Below are 18,225 nucleotides of genomic sequence, written 5' to 3' on the forward strand. Positions count from 1 at the left end.
TCCCCGCATATATTAGATCACACGCTTGATTGCCGCTCTCTCTTTGAGTTCAGTTCTTCAGTAGAAACCAAAGGATGGATGAATATGGGAATTTTCGGGCATCAGATGGGAGCTCATTTTCTCTATAATAACAAGATGCTGCCATACAACAGAATTCCTAAGAACAACTGGTCCGAAAGAACGGTTGAAATTCCGATCGTGATTGATTTTTTGCAGGAGCATGGGCAAGAAGGCTCTATTCTCGAGGTAGGAAACGTGCTCTCCCATTATCCGGATCTGATCGAGCATCTTCCCGGTCTGGCCGGCCGGCATATTATCGATAAATTCGAGAAGTGGCCGGGAGTAATCAACATCGATTTAATGGACGTTCAGACTCGATACGATGTCATCGTATGCGCATCGACCGTAGAGCATATCGGGCAGAAGGCGTATGGAGAGTTCCAATCGGGTGACCGGGAGGCCCCGCTGAAGGCCATTCGCAAAATCTACGATTTGCTGAAGCCCGGAGGCAAGGCGATCATTACCGTTCCGTTCGGGCGTCTAACGGACGTAGGGTGGCTTATTCAATTCAATTCGGAGTATCTCCGGCTCCTGACCGCTAAATATGATATTCCGGATACCGCCGTCTCCTTTTCCTTCATGAGGAAACTGGACACGGACATAAGCTTCGAAGCTCCGAGCCAATTATGGGTTCAATGTGAAGAGCGGGATTTGGCGGACTGCCGGTTCAACCATCCGTTCTTCCTGGCCAACGGGCTCGCCGTTATCCGTTTGAACAAAACCGACGAGCTTCCTGCGCTTGCCGAACTCCCTCCTGCCGAACTGCGCTATGAGACTCCACCGGGGATCGGCAACCTGTATTATTCTTCATTTATTCTGCCTAGGCCTTCCGATAAGGACGGTTGGATCCGAAGCAATCAGCCCGGATTCATTTTCTTTGGCCCGTATATCAAATTGCCCGTCCAGGTATACCGCTTCGAAGTGCGGATAGAAATAGTCGGCGCAGGCCACTTTACGTTGGATATCACGTCCAATGCCGCTAATAAATTGTTGTGGCAAAAACACTTGTTCCTAACGTCTCAGCTGCAGGAAGTCATCTATTTGCATGAGGATGAAAAAGATGTCGAAGTGCGTTTATATAAGCACGATATGAACGCTTGCGCGGTGCGTGTGCCGTCGATTTACTTGGCGCCGTTATAGCGGAAGGGGAGATTCAGTTGAGCAGACCTCATTATTACTTGGGTGACAACACCGTATTAACAAATATAAATCATGGCCCTTATATGTTTCTGGATACACGGGATCCGGTTAACTTAGCCATTCTATTAACGGGCGATTGGGAGAAATGGATTACAAACATTATGTTGTCGATCGTCAAACCCGGTATGACCGTGCTCGATATCGGAGCCCATACCGGATTTTTCTCGATTTTATCCGGAATGCTTGTAGGGCCTACCGGCCAGGTGCATGCATTCGAGCCGAACCCTTTTCACCATAGAAATCTGTTAAAAAGCATTTCCTTCAACGGGATGTACGGGCGTGTCCATCTGCACCGGGTCGCGCTGTCCAATCAAAGAGGGGAAACCGAATTTCAGACGATAGGGGATGGCGGGACAAGCATCCAATTTTTAGGAATTGAAGCTATCAACGAGCCGACAAAGTTCAAAGTCAAGCAAGGATTGCTCACCGACTTCCTTCCCAGCCTTAAAGCGGACGTGATTAAAATCGATGTAGACGGGGCGGAGCCGTTGATTATGGATAGCGTCTTTGAAGTGATCGACCACAATCCTTCCATCATCATTCTAATGGAGTATTTGCCGGTTATATGGCGCGGAGGCACCCCGGGTCCGATTCTGCAGAAATTTGTCCAACGCGGATTCCGGTTTCATATTTTGTTCAGAGATGGACAGGTGGTGCCTACCGATGCAGCGGGATTGGAGGCGCATCAAGACCCTGATCAACTGGACTTGCTGATTGTCCGCTGAAGCTGCGCCTGTATCCAGGAGCAGTAACCACATTTTAAGAGATGGGAACGGAGCAAGCGGCAAGCAAGTGTCATCGTTTTACTTATCAGCTCCCTGCAGTGCACACTTGCATAGCTGGGCCCAAACCATAAATTAAGCCGAAACTAATAAAAATCGTAAGAAGGTATCCTTCTTACGATTTTTTGCGCTTATGGACAGAAGAGCGGTCATTTCGCTTTCTCAATGATAAGCCCTATCGAGGTAGTGACATATTGCGCCAACAGCAGTCTTAAGTGCGGATTTGAATGGGGGGGAACATCAATATGGCGGTCTATCGGGCCGGTGCCTACCGAATAATCGACTTCTATGGAATGTCCTTGTGCGCGCAGCGTATGGACCATCCATTCGATGTCCTTAAGGCGGAAGAGGACCGTAGGGCCTTCTTCCAGCGTCTGGTCGTTGGAGGAAAGGTTGAATTCGGTCGTATGAATGGCAACTCCCCCGGGCTTCAGGCAGTTCATTTGGTTCAAGATAAACTGCTTGCCCAGCGCAATCGATCCACAGTGCTCGAAGGAGCAGGAGGACCAGGTAAAATCGAATTGGTTAAATAAATGCGGAGGAATCGCATTCATATTGACCACTTCAAAGGTAACCCGCTGACGAAATAATTCAGGATCGCATAACCCTCTTTCATTCAAATCCTGAATACCTGCGGCATGCATGTTGGATTGCGCCCAGCCCTGTACGGAGGCGGAGGGAGCATCCAGATCGGTGGCCGTGATATAGCAGCCTCTGGAAGCAAATAAGGAGGCGAGCGGCTCTTTGCCGACACCAAATCCCAATCCTCTTCTGCCGGGGCCTAGCATTCCCCGTTCCAACAACCCTTGATAGATATAACAGTATTCCCACAGCTTTCGATGATACTGCAGAGGCTCCTTCAAGGCGAGGCAAGCTTCCTGTAGCCAGACGGACTCGAAGTCCTGTTGTTTGCACACCTGTGAAATCAACATTGAACGGATCGCTCCTTCTGCGAAGAGGATTTGAAAATAGTCCAAATGCAGTGATGTTTCTATGGTATGCGTATCTTCGGAAGGAAGGCACGGCACAGGGCCAGAGCAGCAGAGTCTTTCCATATTTTACTCGTTTAACCGGCTATTAAAATATGCTAGACTTTAACCGCCGAAACTTCAATAAATTTTCTTGAAGTGCGGGGGACGGTATGTGCCGACAATTGGGCTTGCTCGGCACTTGGGGTGAGTCGCTTATATTAGCGTAGGGATACTTCCTTTTCTCCCGAATCCGACAACTAACTCCGCAGGCAGCGAAAAGGAGCTCAGTATGAAACGATTGGTTAAAACAACAGTAATAGCGTTTACATTAAGTGTGTCTTTGGCCAGTTTGTCTTCTCCGGCTTTCGCCGCATCCTATCAGGTTCAGGATAATGATAGTTTATGGACAATCTCCGAGAAGAATCAGCTATCCTTGGAGGCCGTTATCAATGCCAACATGGGAGTGGATATGTATAACCTGCAAAGCGGCCAGACGATTACGCTTCCAGTATCTACGGAGCATTCTTATGCCGTGCAGAAGGGGGATTCCTTCTGGACAATAGCGCAGAAATTAAATATTCCTCTAGACTTGTTAATGGCGGCCAATTCTCAATATGATCCCTATAATTTATATCCGGGGCTTGTGCTGGAATTGCCGGAAGGCTACACGAATTCGAACCACTCGGTAGCTGCCTTAAGTGCGAGTCCGGAGTCTGCTCCGGCGCCTGCGAGCAATGCGCAAACGATAACGACGCCGACGGGCGAAACCTATACTTACAGCAAAGTTATACAGGCTTCCGCTACCGCTTATTCCGCCTCGCATGAAGAGAACGGATGGGGGCCTGTCGATTACTACGGTAATCCTCTGAAACTGGGAACGATAGCCGTAGATCCGGCAGTCATTCCTATGAATTCTACCGTTTATATTACCGGTTATAACAGTCAGGGGCTTCCTGTCGGAGGAATGATCGGCAAGGCAACCGACCAGGGCGGAGCGATTAAGGGCGACCGGATTGACATCTTTATGCCGGGCAGCCGTTCAACTGCAAGCCAATTCGGCATTCAGAACGTAACCGTTTATGTATTGAACTAAAGATACGGCATCCTAATGATTTGCATAAACGATCAGTCTCGTAATAGGCGAGGCTGATTTTTTTTTCAATGAACATGGGCGGGATCAAACCAACCTGCGGGCTCAAGCATACTTTGTAATTATCCGGGTGTAAGCCTGCAGGGAGGTGCAAGATGGGGATAGAGCTGATCGGAATCCATTGGGTGTATGTAGGGTTTGTCGTCATGATTATCGGCTGCATGATCATGAGAAGGGATACATCGCTTGTATGTATAGCCGGAATCTTTCTGCTCGGCTGGTTGGCTACATCGTCCTTAAGCCAATCTGTAAGCGGAATCTTCAACAGCTTTATCTATGCGATCACAGAGCTGTTGAATACGATACTGATTATTTCGATTATCGTGTCCATGGGCCGGGTGTTAACGAGAACGGGAATTAATGAAACGATGGTGTCCCCCTTTATCCGACTGATGAGAAGTCCCGGCCTAGCCTATTGGACAGTCGGATTGGTCATGCTGGTTATTTCCTTCTTCTTCTGGCCGTCTCCCGCCGTGGCGCTCATCGGGGCCGTGCTGCTGCCGGCTGCGGTTCGGGTCGGTCTGCCGCCGCTCGGTGTTGCCATCGCAATGAATTTGTTCGGCCACGGCATAGCCTTATCGGGGGACTTCGTCATTCAGGGGGCTCCCAAGCTGACGGCCGACGCTGCGGGTATACCGGTCTCCGAGGTTGTCCAGGCCAGCATTCCGTTAGTTCTGGTCATGGGAACGGTGACGACTGTAGCTGCCTTCTGGCTGATGCGCCGGGAGATGGCAGCCGGGAAGCTTACTCTCGCTACCGGAGCGGTCCGCAAGGGGGAAGCCAGAGCGGAAGGAGGAGAGGACCCCCTGGCCGCTGCCCTGCCGGACAAAGCCAAAAAAATTATGGCCGTCATCATTCCACTGTTATTTGTTGGCGACTTGGCAGCCATGTATTTCTTCAAGCTGCAGGGAGGGGAGGCAACGGCTCTGGTCGGGGGAACCTCAGTGGTCATTCTGATCACCATCACCCTGCTTGCTCATCGCAACCGGGGACTGGAGAGAACGACACAGTATCTGGTGGAAGGCCTGCAGTTCGGCTTCAGGGTATTCGGGCCCGTCATTCCGATCGCCGCTTTCTTCTATCTGGGGGATTCGGCCTTCTTCAATTTATTCGGCAGTGTTCTGCCTGAGGGGTCTCAAGGCATCGTCAATGATTTGGGGCTCGCTCTCGCCAATACGGTTCCGGTTAACAAGGAGGTGGGCGCCGTTACCCTTACGACCGTCGGCGCCATTACCGGATTGGATGGCTCCGGATTTTCGGGAATCTCGTTGGCCGGCTCCATCGCCCAATTATTCGGTACGGCCATCGGCTCCGGGATCGCTACATTGACTGCGCTGGGTCAAATTGCCGGAATTTGGGTCGGAGGAGGAACCTTGATTCCCTGGGCATTGATTCCCGCCGCGGCGATCTGCGGGGTAGATCCTTTCGAGATGGTTCGCCGCAATGTACGGCCGGTTGTGATCGGCTTGGTCGTGACGACCATTGTCGCTATGTTCCTGATCTAAATTTTCCCGAACGCCAAAGATGGCACTCCTTATGTCTAAACGTGAACGGCTAACGCTGCACGCCCGGTTCGGACCTTGTTCATCGTGCTGTAGCCGACTTTTCACATGAAGCTTGCCGAGCTGATCGTTCCAAGCAGCCTCTGGCGCAAAGCATGCCAAGACTGCGCAAATCCAAACCGGGCGTAACGTATCCGTTCGCCCGGTTTTTAAGGAAGTGCCTTCTATAGATCGGCCCCGTTCTGATGATTCGTTGCCGAACAATGATTAATTATATTTAGGCAGCCAGTCGCCATGGGCTTCGATCAAGTCATCGCACAAGGAGACAATATCATCGATGGAGAGCTCTGCCGATGTATGCGGGTCCAGCATGGCGGCGTGATAAATATGCTCTCTCTTGCGGGTGATCGCCGCTTCGATGGTCAATAACTGGGTGTTTATGTTCGTCCGGTTCAGTGCGGCTAGCTGCGGAGGCAAATCTCCTACATAGGTCGGCGTGACGCCGCTTGCGTCTACGAGGCAAGGAACCTCAACGCAGGCCTCCTTGGGAAGATTGGTGATCAGTCCGGTGTTCATCACGTTCCCACCGATTTTGAACGGGCGGTTCGTCTCCATCGCATCGAAAATATAGGAGGCGTATTCATTGGAGCGTTTATGCTCAAGGCTGCGGTTGTTCACCAGTTCATCGCGCATGGTCTGCCATCTTTCGATTTGCCGGATGCAGCGCCGCGGATATTCGTCCAACGGAATATTATAACGGTCGATTAATTCGGGATAGTTCTTCTTGATGAAATACGGGTGGTACTCCGCATTATGCTCCGATGATTCCGTTACGTAGTAGCCAAAGCGGAACATCAGTTCGAAACGGACCATATCATTATGCTTTTCCTTCTGCTTCTCCTTCGCTCTGCGCTTGATTTCCGGATACAGATCAATCCCGTCTTTCGTACATTCCAGAAGCCAGGCCATGTGGTTGATTCCGGCGATTTTGGTTTGAACTCCTTCCGTATCCATTTCCAGCTGGCGGAACAAATGCGGCATGCAAACCTGGACGCTGTGGCACAGCCCGACCGTACGGACACCGCCGTATGTAATCATCGTGTTGGTCAATACGGCCATCGGATTCGTATAGTTCAGGAACCAGGCGTCCGGGCATACCTCGCGGATGTCCTTGGCAAAATCGAGCATGACGGGAATCGTCCGCAAGTTTCGGAAAATACCGCCGATGCCGATCGTATCCCCGATGGTCTGGCGCAAGCCGTACTTCTTCGGAATTTCAAAGTCCGTGATCGTACAAGGGTCGTATCCTCCGACCTGGATTGCATTCACTACATATTTGGCTCCCCGCAGCGCCTCCTTGCGATCCGAATACGCAACGATTCGGCAACGGCTTCCCGTCGTCTGTTTCAGGTTGTTGAGCATGTTTTCGGAATCCTTTAGCCTGACGGGATCGATGTCAAACAAAGCGAGCTCGAATCCTTGCAGTGATTCGGTCAGCATGCAGTCTCCCAGCACATTTTTGGCAAAGACCGTGCTTCCGGCCCCGAGGAAAGTAATTTTGGACATGGTTAGAAGGCCTCCTTGAGTAAATTGATGTTGTCATCCATCTCCAGGCACTGCCTTTGTACTTGGGGATGGCTAAGCCGTTACTTATGACTATACGGTTCGGGGAGGCGCTTGCATATGGAATCATTTCACTTTCGTATGGAGAAATGTTGTTTTTTGTATGAGATGGAGGGATAAGCTTCCTTATTCTGAATTCATGCCGGGACCTGTGGGCGATCAAACCAATCTAACACCAAAGCTCATCCCCCGAATGATTTGGTCAGGTGATTTTGACCCGGACTCTTGCAATGCGTCTGCAGTTGTTTTACTTTGAATAATATAGCCGTCCGGGCTGTAAGCGGATCGAAAAGGTTCCGGACGGAATATGGATGGACGTGGCCTATCCGCAGGAATGGCCTGATAACATAGAGAAAGGAGCGGGAAGGTGATGGGTAAACCGACTCATACGGTGTCTCTAAATCTTTACCCGGGTAACGGGGAATTGGTCGTCTTGTTTGCCGGCCAGGCGCAAACGCCGCCATCGCATAAAGTGGGGCCGCAGGTGCTGGATTATCATCTGGTTCATTACGTCCTCTCCGGTAAAGGAAGATTCCGCTGCAGGGGTAGAGATTACGAGCTGTCGGAGGGAGGGCATTTTTTCATCTTTCCGGGGGAGCTGTCCAGCTACGAATCGGATGAACAGGACCCTTGGCGGTATATATGGATCGGCTTTAAGGGAACCCGGGCAGATGAGCTGCTGACGCAATTGTCCATCACCCCTTACCAGCCGACGGTGAGCACGAAGGGAAACCGTAAAATTCCCGTCCTGTTTCATAAGATGGCCCATGTTCTCGGGGAGGGACATCCGTCCTGCGATCTGCAGGCCGGCGCTTTGTTGCGCCTGCTGTTAGCGGAATATGCGAGACAGCTGGATGTGCTGCCTTCCCGTTCCTCCAGCGCGGATCCGGTGCAGCTGCAGGTCGAGCAGGCGATCCGGTGGTTGAATCTGCAGTATTCACAGCCGGTTTCTATCGAACAGATGGCCCATACGCTCGGCTATCACCGCTCTTATTTATCGAAAATATTCAAGCAGCATACCGGAGTGTCTCCGATGCAATTTTTGCTGAAAATCCGTATGGAACGGGCGCGCTTATTACTGCGGGAGCCGCTGACGATCGAACAGGTTGCGTCCAGTGTCGGTTTCCCCGATGCGCTCTATTTTTCCAAGCAGTTCAAGAAATGGTTCGGCAGCTCGCCCACCCGTTACCGGGAGCTTCAGGGAGGATCTGTCTACGACTGCCAATACTAAAGGCCGAAGAGCCGGGAAACCGGACAGAAGGGGAAGAAGCGATGCGACTGCTTCGGGATATATTTTTCAGACAAATTAAAGACAAGGGGAAATTGAATTTGCCCCCAGAAAAGGCTTGTCAATCCGTTCTTCCGTTGCTATGGTAGAAGATAGGTAAAAATCCAATCCAGTAAAGGAAGGTTGCACCTAATGAAACGATTAAGAGTGGGGATCATAGGTCAGGGCAGAAGCGGACGCGATATTCATGCTTATATTATTAAAAAGCTTCCGGAACTGTATCAGATCGTCGCCGTATCCGACCCTATGGAAGATCGCAGACAAAGAGCGGAGGCTGAGTTGAACTGCGATGCTTACGCCGACTATCGTGACTTGTTCCAACGGAAGGATCTGGATCTGATCATCAATGCAACGCCGAGCCAGCTTCATGTTCCGGTATCGTTGGAGTGTCTGAACAGCGGTTTCAACGTGCTCTGCGAAAAGCCTCTCGCCAGAAGAGTGGCCGATGTGGACAAGCTGATCGAAGCTTCGAAGGATTCGGGCAAGCTGTTGGCCATATACCAGCAATCCCGTTATTCTCCCGCCTTCGAGAAAATTCGTCAAATTATCGACTCCGGGGTGATTGGCCGGGTCGTTCAAGTAAGCATCTCTTATAATGGTTTTGCCAGAAGATGGGATTGGCAGACGCTTCAGGAGAAGAACGGGGGCAATCTGCTCAATACGGGGCCGCATCCGGTCGACCAGGCTCTTCAGCTGTACGGAAACGATGTCATGCCGAAGGTCACCTGCATGATGGACCGGGCGAACTCTTTCGGGGATGCGGAGGATTATGTCAAGCTGATCCTGCATGGAAACGGAAGACCTACGATCGATGTAGAGATTTCCTCCTGCTGCGTTTATCCGGAAGGAACCTATAACGTTCAAGGGACACTCGGCGGGATTAAAGGGTCGATCCAGCATCTGGATTGGAAGTATTACAAGCCTGAGGAAGCGCCGGAGCAAAGCCTGGTCAGCGAGCCGCTGAGCAATGCCGACGGCACGCCCGCATATTGCGGAGAAGAGCTTAAGTGGTACGAGGAAAGCTGGGATCTGTCCCAGGAGGACGGGGGATTCTTTGACCAGATGGGCAAGAAGTTCTACACGATGCTCTATAATTCGTTAGCCAACGGGCAACCGCTGGAGATTACACCTGAGCAGGTCCGCCAGCAAATTGCCGTCATGGAAGAATGCTTCAGGCAGAATCCCGAGTTCGCCAATCATAGCTTCTGACGCCATTTTATCTATATATGTAAAAAAACCGCTGATGACGCCGTTAGGGTCTGAAGGCGGTTTTTTTGTGCGGGTTTCGCACGGTCTTGTCTCTCTGCTACTTACGGTTTCTCCAAGGCCGCTCCTCATCCTCCGATGCCGGGAACAGGTTGTCCTCGATATTGTCCAAGATGGCTTCCACAACCTCGCTGATTCCATCGGTGGCCCCCATGTCTTCCTGGTCGGGAGGAGTCGGGATGCCGGCAGTTTCAAAAGCGGTTTGGCCGGTTATTTTTTGCTCGTCTGTCAGATCAGGTTTTCTTTCGTCAGACATAGATTTCAAGCTCCTTTAGTAAAAATTGGCGGAAATCACCTATACCATCCCCGCACAAGCGGACTTCTATACATCCCGCGGGAAGATGAAGGGGCGACTGGATTAAATTTATATAAAGACAATGCCGCGATTTCTCGGAATGTTCAAAAAACGATTGAGCTTCCGGACAGCCGAACAGGTAAAATAGAATATGGATGACTATTGGGAGGTGACGAACATGGAAAACTCCGGCCAACGGATAAAAATCAGCCGCCGCCGATTTCTGGGGACGGCCGGCAAGCTGGTGCTCGGGATCACCGGTTATGCGGCGCTGTCCGGCACCGTATTCTATCTGGGGGCTAAGAGCAGCAGCGCTGCGCGGAAGCCGAAGCAGGAGATGAAACCGGCCAACCTGGCTCTCCTTGGGGACGAGTCCGATTTTGCCGATATAAAGGATACGGTGAAGGTCGAATACGACGTCGAGATAGAGGATGGGTGGGTTAAACAGAAGCGTCACGGCTTCGTCTATGTCACCCGTTCGGAGGACGGCGAACTTCTCATTATGTCGCCGATTTGCACGCATCTTGGCTGTAATGTGACGACCGCCTCGGATAAAGACAGATTAGAGAAACCGGGGCTGGCTTTCTTATGTCCATGCCATGGGGGAGAATATGATAAAACAGGACGCCACATTGGAGGACCTCCCCCCCGGCCGCTCGATGTCTTCGAACCGATTGTGCGGGAGGGTAAAGTATATATTGCCGTACTTCATCCCGGGCAGAGAAAATAATTTGCTTGGCGGGATCTCTTTCCCGGCAACAAAACAAACCGCCTCGTGAGGCGGTTTTTCTCAAAATATAAGAAAGTATAAGCTTCACCTTATACCTGTTCTTATATTTCGCCTGTCCAACGGACGGTGGCAGCCGTTTATGCTTGTATCGATCGTCAGCGGAAGTTGATACGAATTTATTCCTCGCCGTCGGTAAATTCCCGATATTCGTCGGCATTCATAAGTCCGGCAAGCGAGTCCTCGCTGTTCAGCTCCACTTCAAACATCCAGCCCTTGCCGTAAGGATCGGAGTTAACCAGCTCCGGGGAGTCATCCAGTTCACTATTTACGGCGATCACTATGCCCGAGACGGGAGAGTAGATGTCCGATACGGTCTTGACCGATTCTACGCTGCCCGTACTGTCCCCGGCATGAATCTCATCTCCTTCGGACGGCAGCTCCACGAATACGATGTCGCCCAATTGATTCTGGGCGAAGTGGGTGATGCCGATTCTCACCTTGTTTCCGTCGAGCTTCTCGACCCATTCATGTTCTTTGCTGTAGTATAAACCGGATTTGATCTCGCTCATCGAAAATCCCTCGCTTTACGCATATTCGTACAACATCATTATAGTGCGCGGAAACACCAGGCGCACTTCTAACGGATTCGCTACTAGCTTATTATACTTAAAGAACCGGTGTCAAGGACGGCAGAGAGGGTTGACAAAAAAGCAGGATGTGGAATAATAATGGTATAAATCCCCATTTGGGGGCATTTTCGTAAGCGACGACACATATGGGCGAATGAAGGTGCAAGGGAGAGATTACTGCCGGCGGAGCCGGAATCAGTAACGCCGAAGGAGTAAGCCCGCGGGTGAATCTCTCAGGCAAAAGGACCTGCACCGGACGCATCTCTGGAGAGAGCCTGCGCGCAAGTTGCTGCAGGTCACCCAAGGGGAAACCCCAGCTTCATGATCTAGGAGCCCGGGGGTAACTCTCAGGTAAAAGGACAGAGCGGAGGAACGCAGCCGTCGGGTTGTGTTCTTTCCGCTCTGTTTTTTTATGTATGGAAAGAATGCGCTATCTTGGCCAAACAGATTTCATATGATTTGGAATCCGTCTTGAACAAGAGCGCGGCGGGAGCGATCAAGCGATTGGAGGTCAAAGTTTATGCTGAAACGAACACCGCTGCACCCTATTTATGAAAAATACGGGGCACGGGTCATTGATTTCGGAGGCTGGGAGCTTCCCGTGCAATTTGCCGGGATCCAATCAGAGCACCATGCGGTGCGCCGGCAGGCGGGATTATTCGATGTTTCTCATATGGGAGAGGTCCTGGTGACCGGACCGGATGCGTTCCGCTTTCTCCAGCGGATAACGACCAATGATCTGTCGAAGCTGGAGGATGGCCAAGTGCAGTACAGCTTTATGTGCTATCCGGATGGCGGGGTCGTCGATGATTTGATCGTTTACCGGTTTCACGCGGAAGAGTACATGCTGGTGATCAACGCTGCCAATATCGACAAGGATATAGCGTGGATAGATTCACAGCTCTCGGGCGATGTCCGGTGGAAGGATATATCGCCGGAAACCGCGCTGCTCGCTCTGCAAGGGCCGAAGGCCGAGCCCATTTTACAGAAGGTGACGGAGGCTCCCCTTTCCGGGTTAAAGCCTTTTCATTTCCGGAAGGATATTCGCATCGCCGGAATCCAGGCGCTTCTGTCCAGAACCGGGTATACGGGGGAAGACGGCTTCGAGCTGTATGTGCGCAGCAGCGATGCCATTACGCTCTGGGAGGAGCTGTTGAAGGCCGGCGGAGATGACGGCCTCGTTCCGGCCGGCTTGGGAGCCCGGGACACGCTCCGTTTCGAAGCGAGGCTTCCTCTGTACGGCCAGGAGCTGTCCCCGGAGATTACTCCGGTAGAAGCCGGTCTCGGAATGTTCGTTAAACCGGAGAAGGGAGAATTTATCGGACGCGATGTTCTGGCGGAGCAGAAGGCGAACGGTGCCCCGCGCAAGCTCGTCGGCATAAAAATGATAGACCGGGGAATTCCAAGAAGCCACTACCCGGTTTATTGCGGGGATGTCCGGATAGGAGAGGTGACGACCGGCACCCAGTCTCCGACCTTAAAGAAGAATGTCGGCCTGGCATTGATCGACCGCAAGTATGCGGCCATCGGAACAGAGGTTGCCGTTGAAGTGAGAGGGAAACGGCTTCAAGCGGTCATCGTGCCGACGCCGTTTTATAAGAGAAGCAGGTAACTGCCGACGGGCTGCGAAGAGATGACTGTGGAGGGTCGCTACTCGGGGTGGGAAGAGATACTGTGGAAGGTCGCTGCTCAGGTTGGGAAGAGGTAACTGTGGAAGGTCGATGCTCAGGTTGGGAAGAGGTAACTGTGGAAGGTCGCTGCTCAGGTTGGGAAGGGATACTGTGGAGGTCACTACTCGGGTTGGGAGAAGAGAATCCTGTGGAGGGTCCTTGCTCAGGCTGAGAAGAGGTAACTGTGGAAGGTCGCTGCTCAGGTTGGGAGAAAGACGTGCAGAAATGCAGGTCTTTTGGGGGGAAATCCGCGTAAGGCTGATTCTAGAGCAAAAGTGCACGTCTTTTTGGGGGGAAATCCGCGTAAGGCTGATTCTAAAGCGATTGTGCAGGTCTTTTGGCCGATTTTAGGGGAATCGCCTCATTTTGTCCGAAAAGACATGCAGATTTGAGCGTTTTTCGCTCAATTTAGGAAAAAAGGCGAGATTCCAATGCACTTTTGCTCGTCTTTGGGCCATGCGTCCCCTTCTGTTGCAGTATTTTGAATAAATAAAACAAGGCGACAAGAAGCCGAAAAATAGCCCAAGCTTATTCAAATTAATGATAAAAGGAGCTTGAATGGATGATGCACCGTTATTTGCCTTTGACGGAACAGGATCGCCAAGAGATGCTGAGCGAAATCGGAATTGCTTCCGTTGAAGAGCTGTTTGCCGATATTCCCGCCGGTATCCGATACCAGGGGAAGCTGAAGGTTTCCGAAGCGTTAAGCGAACCGCAACTGCTGCGGTACATGCGCGGGCTGGCCGCCAAGAATGCGGATTTCGACCGGTATCCCTGTTTTCTGGGGGCGGGAACTTATGATCACCATATTCCGGTCGTGATTCAGCATGTCATTTCCCGGTCGGAATTTTATACCGCCTATACTCCTTATCAGCCGGAGATCAGCCAGGGCGAGCTGCAGGCGATCTTCGAGTTTCAGTCCTATATTTGCGAGCTGACCGGGATGGCTGTAGCCAATGCATCGATGTATGACGGAGCGACGGCTCTCGCCGAAGCCGGTGCCCTGGCCGTCGGGGCGACCCGGCGCAAGCGTATCGTCGTCTCCAGCACAGTGCATCCCGAAGCCAAGCAAATTCTGAGAACGACAGCCAAGGGCTTGAACGTGGAGGTCGTTGAGGCCGGTTACCGGGATGGGATCACCGATATAGAGCAGTTGGCTTCGCTTATCAATGAGGAGACGGCCGCCGTACTTGTGCAATCGCCCAACTTCTTCGGCTGCGTGGAAGATATTCGAGCGATCGAGCCGCTTATTCATCAAGTGAAAGGGCTGCTGGTCGTAAGCAGCAATCCGCTGGCGCTCGGTCTGCTGGAAGCGCCGGGCCATCTGGGGGCGGATCTGGTAGTGGGAGACGCTCAGCCGCTGGGCATACCTGCTGCACTCGGCGGCCCTACCTGCGGATACTTTGCCGCATCCGCCCAGTGGATGCGGAGGATGCCCGGAAGAATCGTCGGGCAGACCGTAGACCGCCAGGGCCGAAGGGGCTATGTGCTGACACTGCAGGCGCGGGAGCAGCATATCCGCAGGGAAAAAGCGACCAGCAACATTTGTTCGAACCAGGCTCTGCTGGCTCTTTGCTCATCCGTCTATTTATCGACGATGGGCAAGCAGGGCATTCGCGAGGTAGCCCGGCTTAATTTGCAGAAGGCGCACTATGCCGCGCAGACGATCGGTTCCTCCGGCCGGATGAAGCTGGCCTTCTCCGCTCCGTTCTTTAACGAGTTCGTCATCCGGCTGCCGAGGGGCTGTGATGTCCGGCGGATCAATCGGGAACTGCTTGAGGCGGGAATGATCGGCGGCTACGATCTGGGGCGGGATTACCCGGAGCTGGCGGATCATATGCTGGTGGCTGTTACCGAGCAGAGGAGCCGGGAGGAAATCGAAACATTCACATCTGCATTGGAGGGATTGCTATGAGCGGCAGTGGAGAAAAGCATGACAAGGCTACGATTTTCGAGCTGAGCCGACCGGGGCGGATCGGTTATTCCCTGCCTCCGTGCGATGTGCCGGAAGCCGATCCGGCTTCCCTGATTCCGGCCTCTCTGTTAAGGAAGCAGCCGGCAGAGCTGCCGGAAGTCTATGAAGTCGATGTCATCCGGCATTATACGGAATTATCGCGGCGCAATTTCGGGATCGACAACGGATTTTATCCGCTGGGCTCCTGCACCATGAAATATAATCCGAAAATCAACGAGGATGCGGCAAGAATGACGGGATTTGCGAAAATTCATCCTTACCAGCCGGAGGAGTCCATTCAGGGCGCCCTGGAAGTGTTATACCGGCTGCAGAAGGATTTGCAGGAAATTACCGGCATGGATCAGGTAACGCTGCAGCCTGCGGCCGGAGCACATGGAGAATGGACCGGGCTGATGATGATCCGCGCCTACCATGAAAGCCGAGGAGAGAGGCGGACCAAGGTGCTCGTTCCCGATTCGGCCCATGGGACCAACCCGGCAAGCGCTGCCGTGGCCGGCTTCGAAGCGGTCACCATCCCTTCCGATTCGAGGGGGCTGGTGGACCTGGATGCCCTGCGGAAAGAGGCGGGCCCGGATACGGCAGCGCTGATGCTGACGAATCCGAACACGCTCGGCTTATTCGAGGAGCACATTGCCGAAATAGCCGACATTGTGCATCAGGCTGGAGGGCTGCTTTATTATGACGGCGCTAATGCAAACGCCATTATGGGAATAACCCGGCCCGGAGATATGGGGTTTGATGTGGTACATCTCAACCTCCACAAGACTATGAGCACCCCTCACGGGGGCGGAGGTCCGGGAGCCGGGCCGGTCGGGGTGAAGGAGAAGCTGATCCCGTACCTGCCGACGCCGATCGTAGCCCGCAGAGAAGACGGGAGCTACTTCCTGGATTACAATTTCCCGCATTCCATCGGCAGGGTCAAAAGCTTCTACGGCAACTTCGGCATTTTATTGCGGGCTTATGTCTATATATTGAGCTATGGCGGGGAAGGATTGCGTCAGGTATCGGAAAATGCCGTATTGAATGCCAATTATATGCTGAAGAAGCTTGCTCCCTATTTCGATGTGCCGTACGACCGGAAGTGCAAGCATGAATTTGTACTGTCCGGCAACCGCCAGAAGAAGCATGGAGTGCGTACATTGGATATGGCCAAGAGGCTGCTGGATTTCGGCTATCATCCGCCGACGATTTACTTCCCGCTCAACGTCGAGGAATGCATCATGATCGAGCCGACGGAAACGGAAAGCAAGGAGACGCTGGACGGCTTTATCGAGGCAATGATTCAGATTGCTCAGGAGGCGGAGCACGATCCCGAAAGGGTCAAGAATGCTCCGTATACGACGGTAGTACAGAGGCTGGACGAAGCCTTGGCCGCCCGCAAGCCTGTGCTCAACTGCAGCTGCGCCCCGTAAGAGTTTGCCCGACGAACCAAATTTAAGCTGTAATACACGGCGGCATCTGAAGAGTAATAGTCCATAGGCGTAGACAGGCAATCTGTTTATAGAAGGTAATAATGGAAGAGGAAATATGCAGGAACCTTGCAACTGGAACGGCGTTGCTGCCCATATGGTCGGGAGATGGTCCAATAGGATCTATCTCCCCTTAATGGGACTTTAGGATTGATAATCGGCAGCGGCATAAAGCCTGAGAGTATTTCTTTTATGAGCCTGTTCTGGGGCAGTTGGACGCAAAAGTACTTCTTTCTGCTTATTGGAGTGGCGATCGGGGCTATCTAGAGCAAAAATTCCTGTATTTTCGCAATTTATATGACTCAAGGCATGAAGCTTCATAATCACTCGACTTAACTGAACTGCCGCGACCTAATCGGGGAAGAGGGAGGATACATGGTTAGTACTGTTTAATATTAATGACATTAATAATTAATTATGATAATTAAATTCGTAAGCCGCAGCTTAACCGCACATTTTCTCCCAATCGGGCTTGTTTTTTAGATTCCTGTAACAAATAATGGTTGATTAAAGAGAATTAACTGCTAATATAAAAATATAGCAAATATTCGAAATATTTAGATAACCTTGTCCTGCGAAAGGAGCAATGCAATGGTTACTCTGCCAAAAGTGAATGAGCTCGGATTTTTCGAAATCCGGCTGGAATCGATTGGCGGCCTCGGGGCCAACCTGGCTGGCAAAATGCTTGCGGAAGCAGGCGTGATCGGCTCCGGATTGAACGGCGTCAGCTTTTCCTCCTACGGCTCAGAAAAGAAAGGCTCCCCTGTCAAGGCACACATCCGTTTCTGCGATAATTCCACCAATATCCGCGACACCACACCTATTGAACGGCCTCACATCGTCGGCATCTTCCACGAATCCTTGTCCAAAACCATCAATGTCATCAGCGGCATATATGAAGACAGTCTGGTCCTGGTGAATTCAGCTAAAACTCCCGAACAGCTCAAGCAAAAAATGAACTTGAAGGCCGGAACGATTGCGGTTCTCGATGCGATTACAATTGCATTGGAGGAGAAGAACCGGGTCAACATGGCCATGCTCGGCGGCCTGTTCAAGCTCTGCCCTTTCCTGGACCCGGAACAGATGAAGCAGGTGATCCGCAAGTCGCTGGAAAAGAAATACCCGCAAGCGGTTCAACCAGCGCTCCGCACGTTTGAAAGGGGTTTCAACGAAGTGAAATCACAAACCTTCGAGCTGCCTCCGGGTGAGGCGATGCCTTCCTATATTCGTCAGGACACGCCGCTTCTGGGGTACGCCACCCAGCCGCTGGGAGGGACGATCACGAACCCGGGCAACAGTATTTTGAAGGATTTAAGCATTTCGCGGGCGGGAATGATGCCTCACTTTGATCTGGAGAAATGCATTCATTGCGCCGCCTGTGACAATGTGTGTCCGGATTTCTGCTTTGTATGGGAAGAGCAGGAGGACCGGAGGGGACGGCCGCAAATGTTTTTGCAGGGAATCGATTATCAGTATTGCAAAGGCTGCCTGAAATGTGTTCAAGCTTGTCCGACGGAGGCGCTGGCCAGCGCAAGAGAAGAGGAGGGCTATGCGGAACAGAACCGGGTGCCTCATCGTTTTAACCTGGCTTTGTGAGGAAATTACGCTAAGGAAA

15 protein-coding genes and 2 riboswitches are annotated in these 18,225 nt (G+C 52.0%); of the genes, 11 read left to right on the forward strand and 4 right to left on the reverse strand.

Annotation, left to right across the window (positions count from 1 at the left end):
• The first annotated feature begins 84 nt into the window (after window positions 1-84).
• Both ACTHRH_RS07750 and ACTHRH_RS07755 read left to right on the forward strand, forming a co-directional pair.
• Window positions 85-1,200, forward strand: a complete 1,116-nt coding sequence (locus ACTHRH_RS07750) for an SAM-dependent methyltransferase (RefSeq protein WP_379288934.1) — start codon at window positions 85-87, stop codon at window positions 1,198-1,200.
• Window positions 1,201-1,217: 17 nt separating this feature from the next.
• Complete coding sequence (locus tag ACTHRH_RS07755; RefSeq protein WP_144933752.1) at window positions 1,218-1,985, forward strand: FkbM family methyltransferase; 768 nt, start codon at window positions 1,218-1,220, stop codon at window positions 1,983-1,985.
• 206 nt (window positions 1,986-2,191) lie between these two features.
• Here ACTHRH_RS07755 and ACTHRH_RS07760 read toward each other — a convergent pair whose 3' ends face one another.
• On the reverse strand, window positions 2,192-2,974 hold the full coding sequence (locus ACTHRH_RS07760; RefSeq protein WP_379288938.1) for an SAM-dependent methyltransferase: 783 nt from the start codon (window positions 2,972-2,974) through the stop codon (window positions 2,192-2,194).
• A 157-nt stretch (window positions 2,975-3,131) separates the two neighbouring features.
• Window positions 3,132-3,300: riboswitch (cyclic di-AMP (ydaO/yuaA leader) on the forward strand.
• A gap of 2 nt (window positions 3,301-3,302) precedes the next feature.
• On the opposite strand from ACTHRH_RS07760, the gene ACTHRH_RS07765 reads away from it, so the two are divergent.
• Both ACTHRH_RS07765 and ACTHRH_RS07770 read left to right on the forward strand, forming a co-directional pair.
• Window positions 3,303-4,106 carry a LysM peptidoglycan-binding domain-containing protein gene (locus ACTHRH_RS07765; RefSeq protein ID WP_144933754.1) on the forward strand — a complete coding sequence of 268 codons (804 nt, stop codon included), beginning with the start codon at window positions 3,303-3,305 and terminating at the stop codon, window positions 4,104-4,106.
• A 152-nt stretch (window positions 4,107-4,258) separates the two neighbouring features.
• Complete coding sequence (locus tag ACTHRH_RS07770) at window positions 4,259-5,668, forward strand: hypothetical protein (RefSeq protein ID WP_379288941.1); 1,410 nt, start codon at window positions 4,259-4,261, stop codon at window positions 5,666-5,668.
• 264 nt (window positions 5,669-5,932) lie between these two features.
• Here the strand turns inward: ACTHRH_RS07770 and ACTHRH_RS07775 are convergent, their stop codons facing one another.
• The gene (locus ACTHRH_RS07775) at window positions 5,933-7,231 is read right to left on the reverse strand and encodes an alpha-glucosidase/alpha-galactosidase (protein WP_144933756.1); all 1,299 of its coding nucleotides are present in this window, start codon (window positions 7,229-7,231) and stop codon (window positions 5,933-5,935) included.
• Window positions 7,232-7,658: 427 nt separating this feature from the next.
• On the opposite strand from ACTHRH_RS07775, the gene ACTHRH_RS07780 reads away from it, so the two are divergent.
• Window positions 7,659-8,519, forward strand: coding sequence for an AraC family transcriptional regulator (locus ACTHRH_RS07780; RefSeq protein WP_144933757.1), 861 nt, complete (start codon window positions 7,659-7,661; stop codon window positions 8,517-8,519).
• A 189-nt stretch (window positions 8,520-8,708) separates the two neighbouring features.
• A complete protein-coding gene (locus ACTHRH_RS07785; protein ID WP_379288945.1) occupies window positions 8,709-9,785 on the forward strand; it encodes a Gfo/Idh/MocA family protein in 1,077 nt (358 codons plus the stop codon).
• A 97-nt stretch (window positions 9,786-9,882) separates the two neighbouring features.
• On the opposite strand, the gene ACTHRH_RS07790 is transcribed toward ACTHRH_RS07785, so the two are convergent.
• Window positions 9,883-10,098, reverse strand: coding sequence for a hypothetical protein (locus ACTHRH_RS07790; protein ID WP_144933759.1), 216 nt, complete (start codon window positions 10,096-10,098; stop codon window positions 9,883-9,885).
• A 217-nt stretch (window positions 10,099-10,315) separates the two neighbouring features.
• Here ACTHRH_RS07790 and ACTHRH_RS07795 point away from each other — a divergent pair, with 217 nt between their 5' ends.
• Entirely contained in the window at window positions 10,316-10,867 is a 552-nt protein-coding gene (locus ACTHRH_RS07795; RefSeq protein ID WP_440414895.1) for a ubiquinol-cytochrome c reductase iron-sulfur subunit, read from the forward strand.
• Between the two features lie 176 nt (window positions 10,868-11,043).
• Here the strand turns inward: ACTHRH_RS07795 and gcvH are convergent, their stop codons facing one another.
• A complete protein-coding gene (gcvH, locus tag ACTHRH_RS07800) occupies window positions 11,044-11,436 on the reverse strand; it encodes a glycine cleavage system protein GcvH (protein ID WP_144933761.1) in 393 nt (130 codons plus the stop codon).
• Between the two features lie 215 nt (window positions 11,437-11,651).
• Window positions 11,652-11,754: riboswitch (glycine riboswitch) on the forward strand.
• 262 nt (window positions 11,755-12,016) lie between these two features.
• Between gcvH and gcvT the strand changes: the two genes are divergently transcribed.
• The 4 genes from gcvT (at window position 12,017) to ACTHRH_RS07820 (ending at window position 18,206) form a co-directional block, all read left to right on the forward strand.
• Window positions 12,017-13,108 carry a glycine cleavage system aminomethyltransferase GcvT gene (gene gcvT, locus ACTHRH_RS07805; protein WP_440414897.1) on the forward strand — a complete coding sequence of 364 codons (1,092 nt, stop codon included), beginning with the start codon at window positions 12,017-12,019 and terminating at the stop codon, window positions 13,106-13,108.
• A gap of 620 nt (window positions 13,109-13,728) precedes the next feature.
• Entirely contained in the window at window positions 13,729-15,081 is a 1,353-nt protein-coding gene (gene gcvPA / locus ACTHRH_RS07810; RefSeq protein ID WP_440414899.1) for an aminomethyl-transferring glycine dehydrogenase subunit GcvPA, read from the forward strand.
• Window positions 15,078-16,553: an aminomethyl-transferring glycine dehydrogenase subunit GcvPB gene (gene gcvPB / locus ACTHRH_RS07815; RefSeq protein ID WP_144933764.1), complete on the forward strand. Its 1,476-nt coding sequence runs from the start codon at window positions 15,078-15,080 to the stop codon at window positions 16,551-16,553. Before gcvPA ends, gcvPB begins: the two co-directional genes overlap by 4 nt.
• A 648-nt stretch (window positions 16,554-17,201) precedes the next feature.
• On the forward strand, window positions 17,202-18,206 hold the full coding sequence (locus ACTHRH_RS07820) for a 2-oxoacid:acceptor oxidoreductase family protein (protein ID WP_144933765.1): 1,005 nt from the start codon (window positions 17,202-17,204) through the stop codon (window positions 18,204-18,206).
• Window positions 18,207-18,225 lie beyond the last annotated feature (19 nt).

The sequence above is a fragment of the Paenibacillus sp. SAFN-117 genome (genome assembly GCF_051966115.1).
Classification (GTDB): domain Bacteria; phylum Bacillota; class Bacilli; order Paenibacillales; family NBRC-103111; genus Paenibacillus_L; species Paenibacillus_L residui.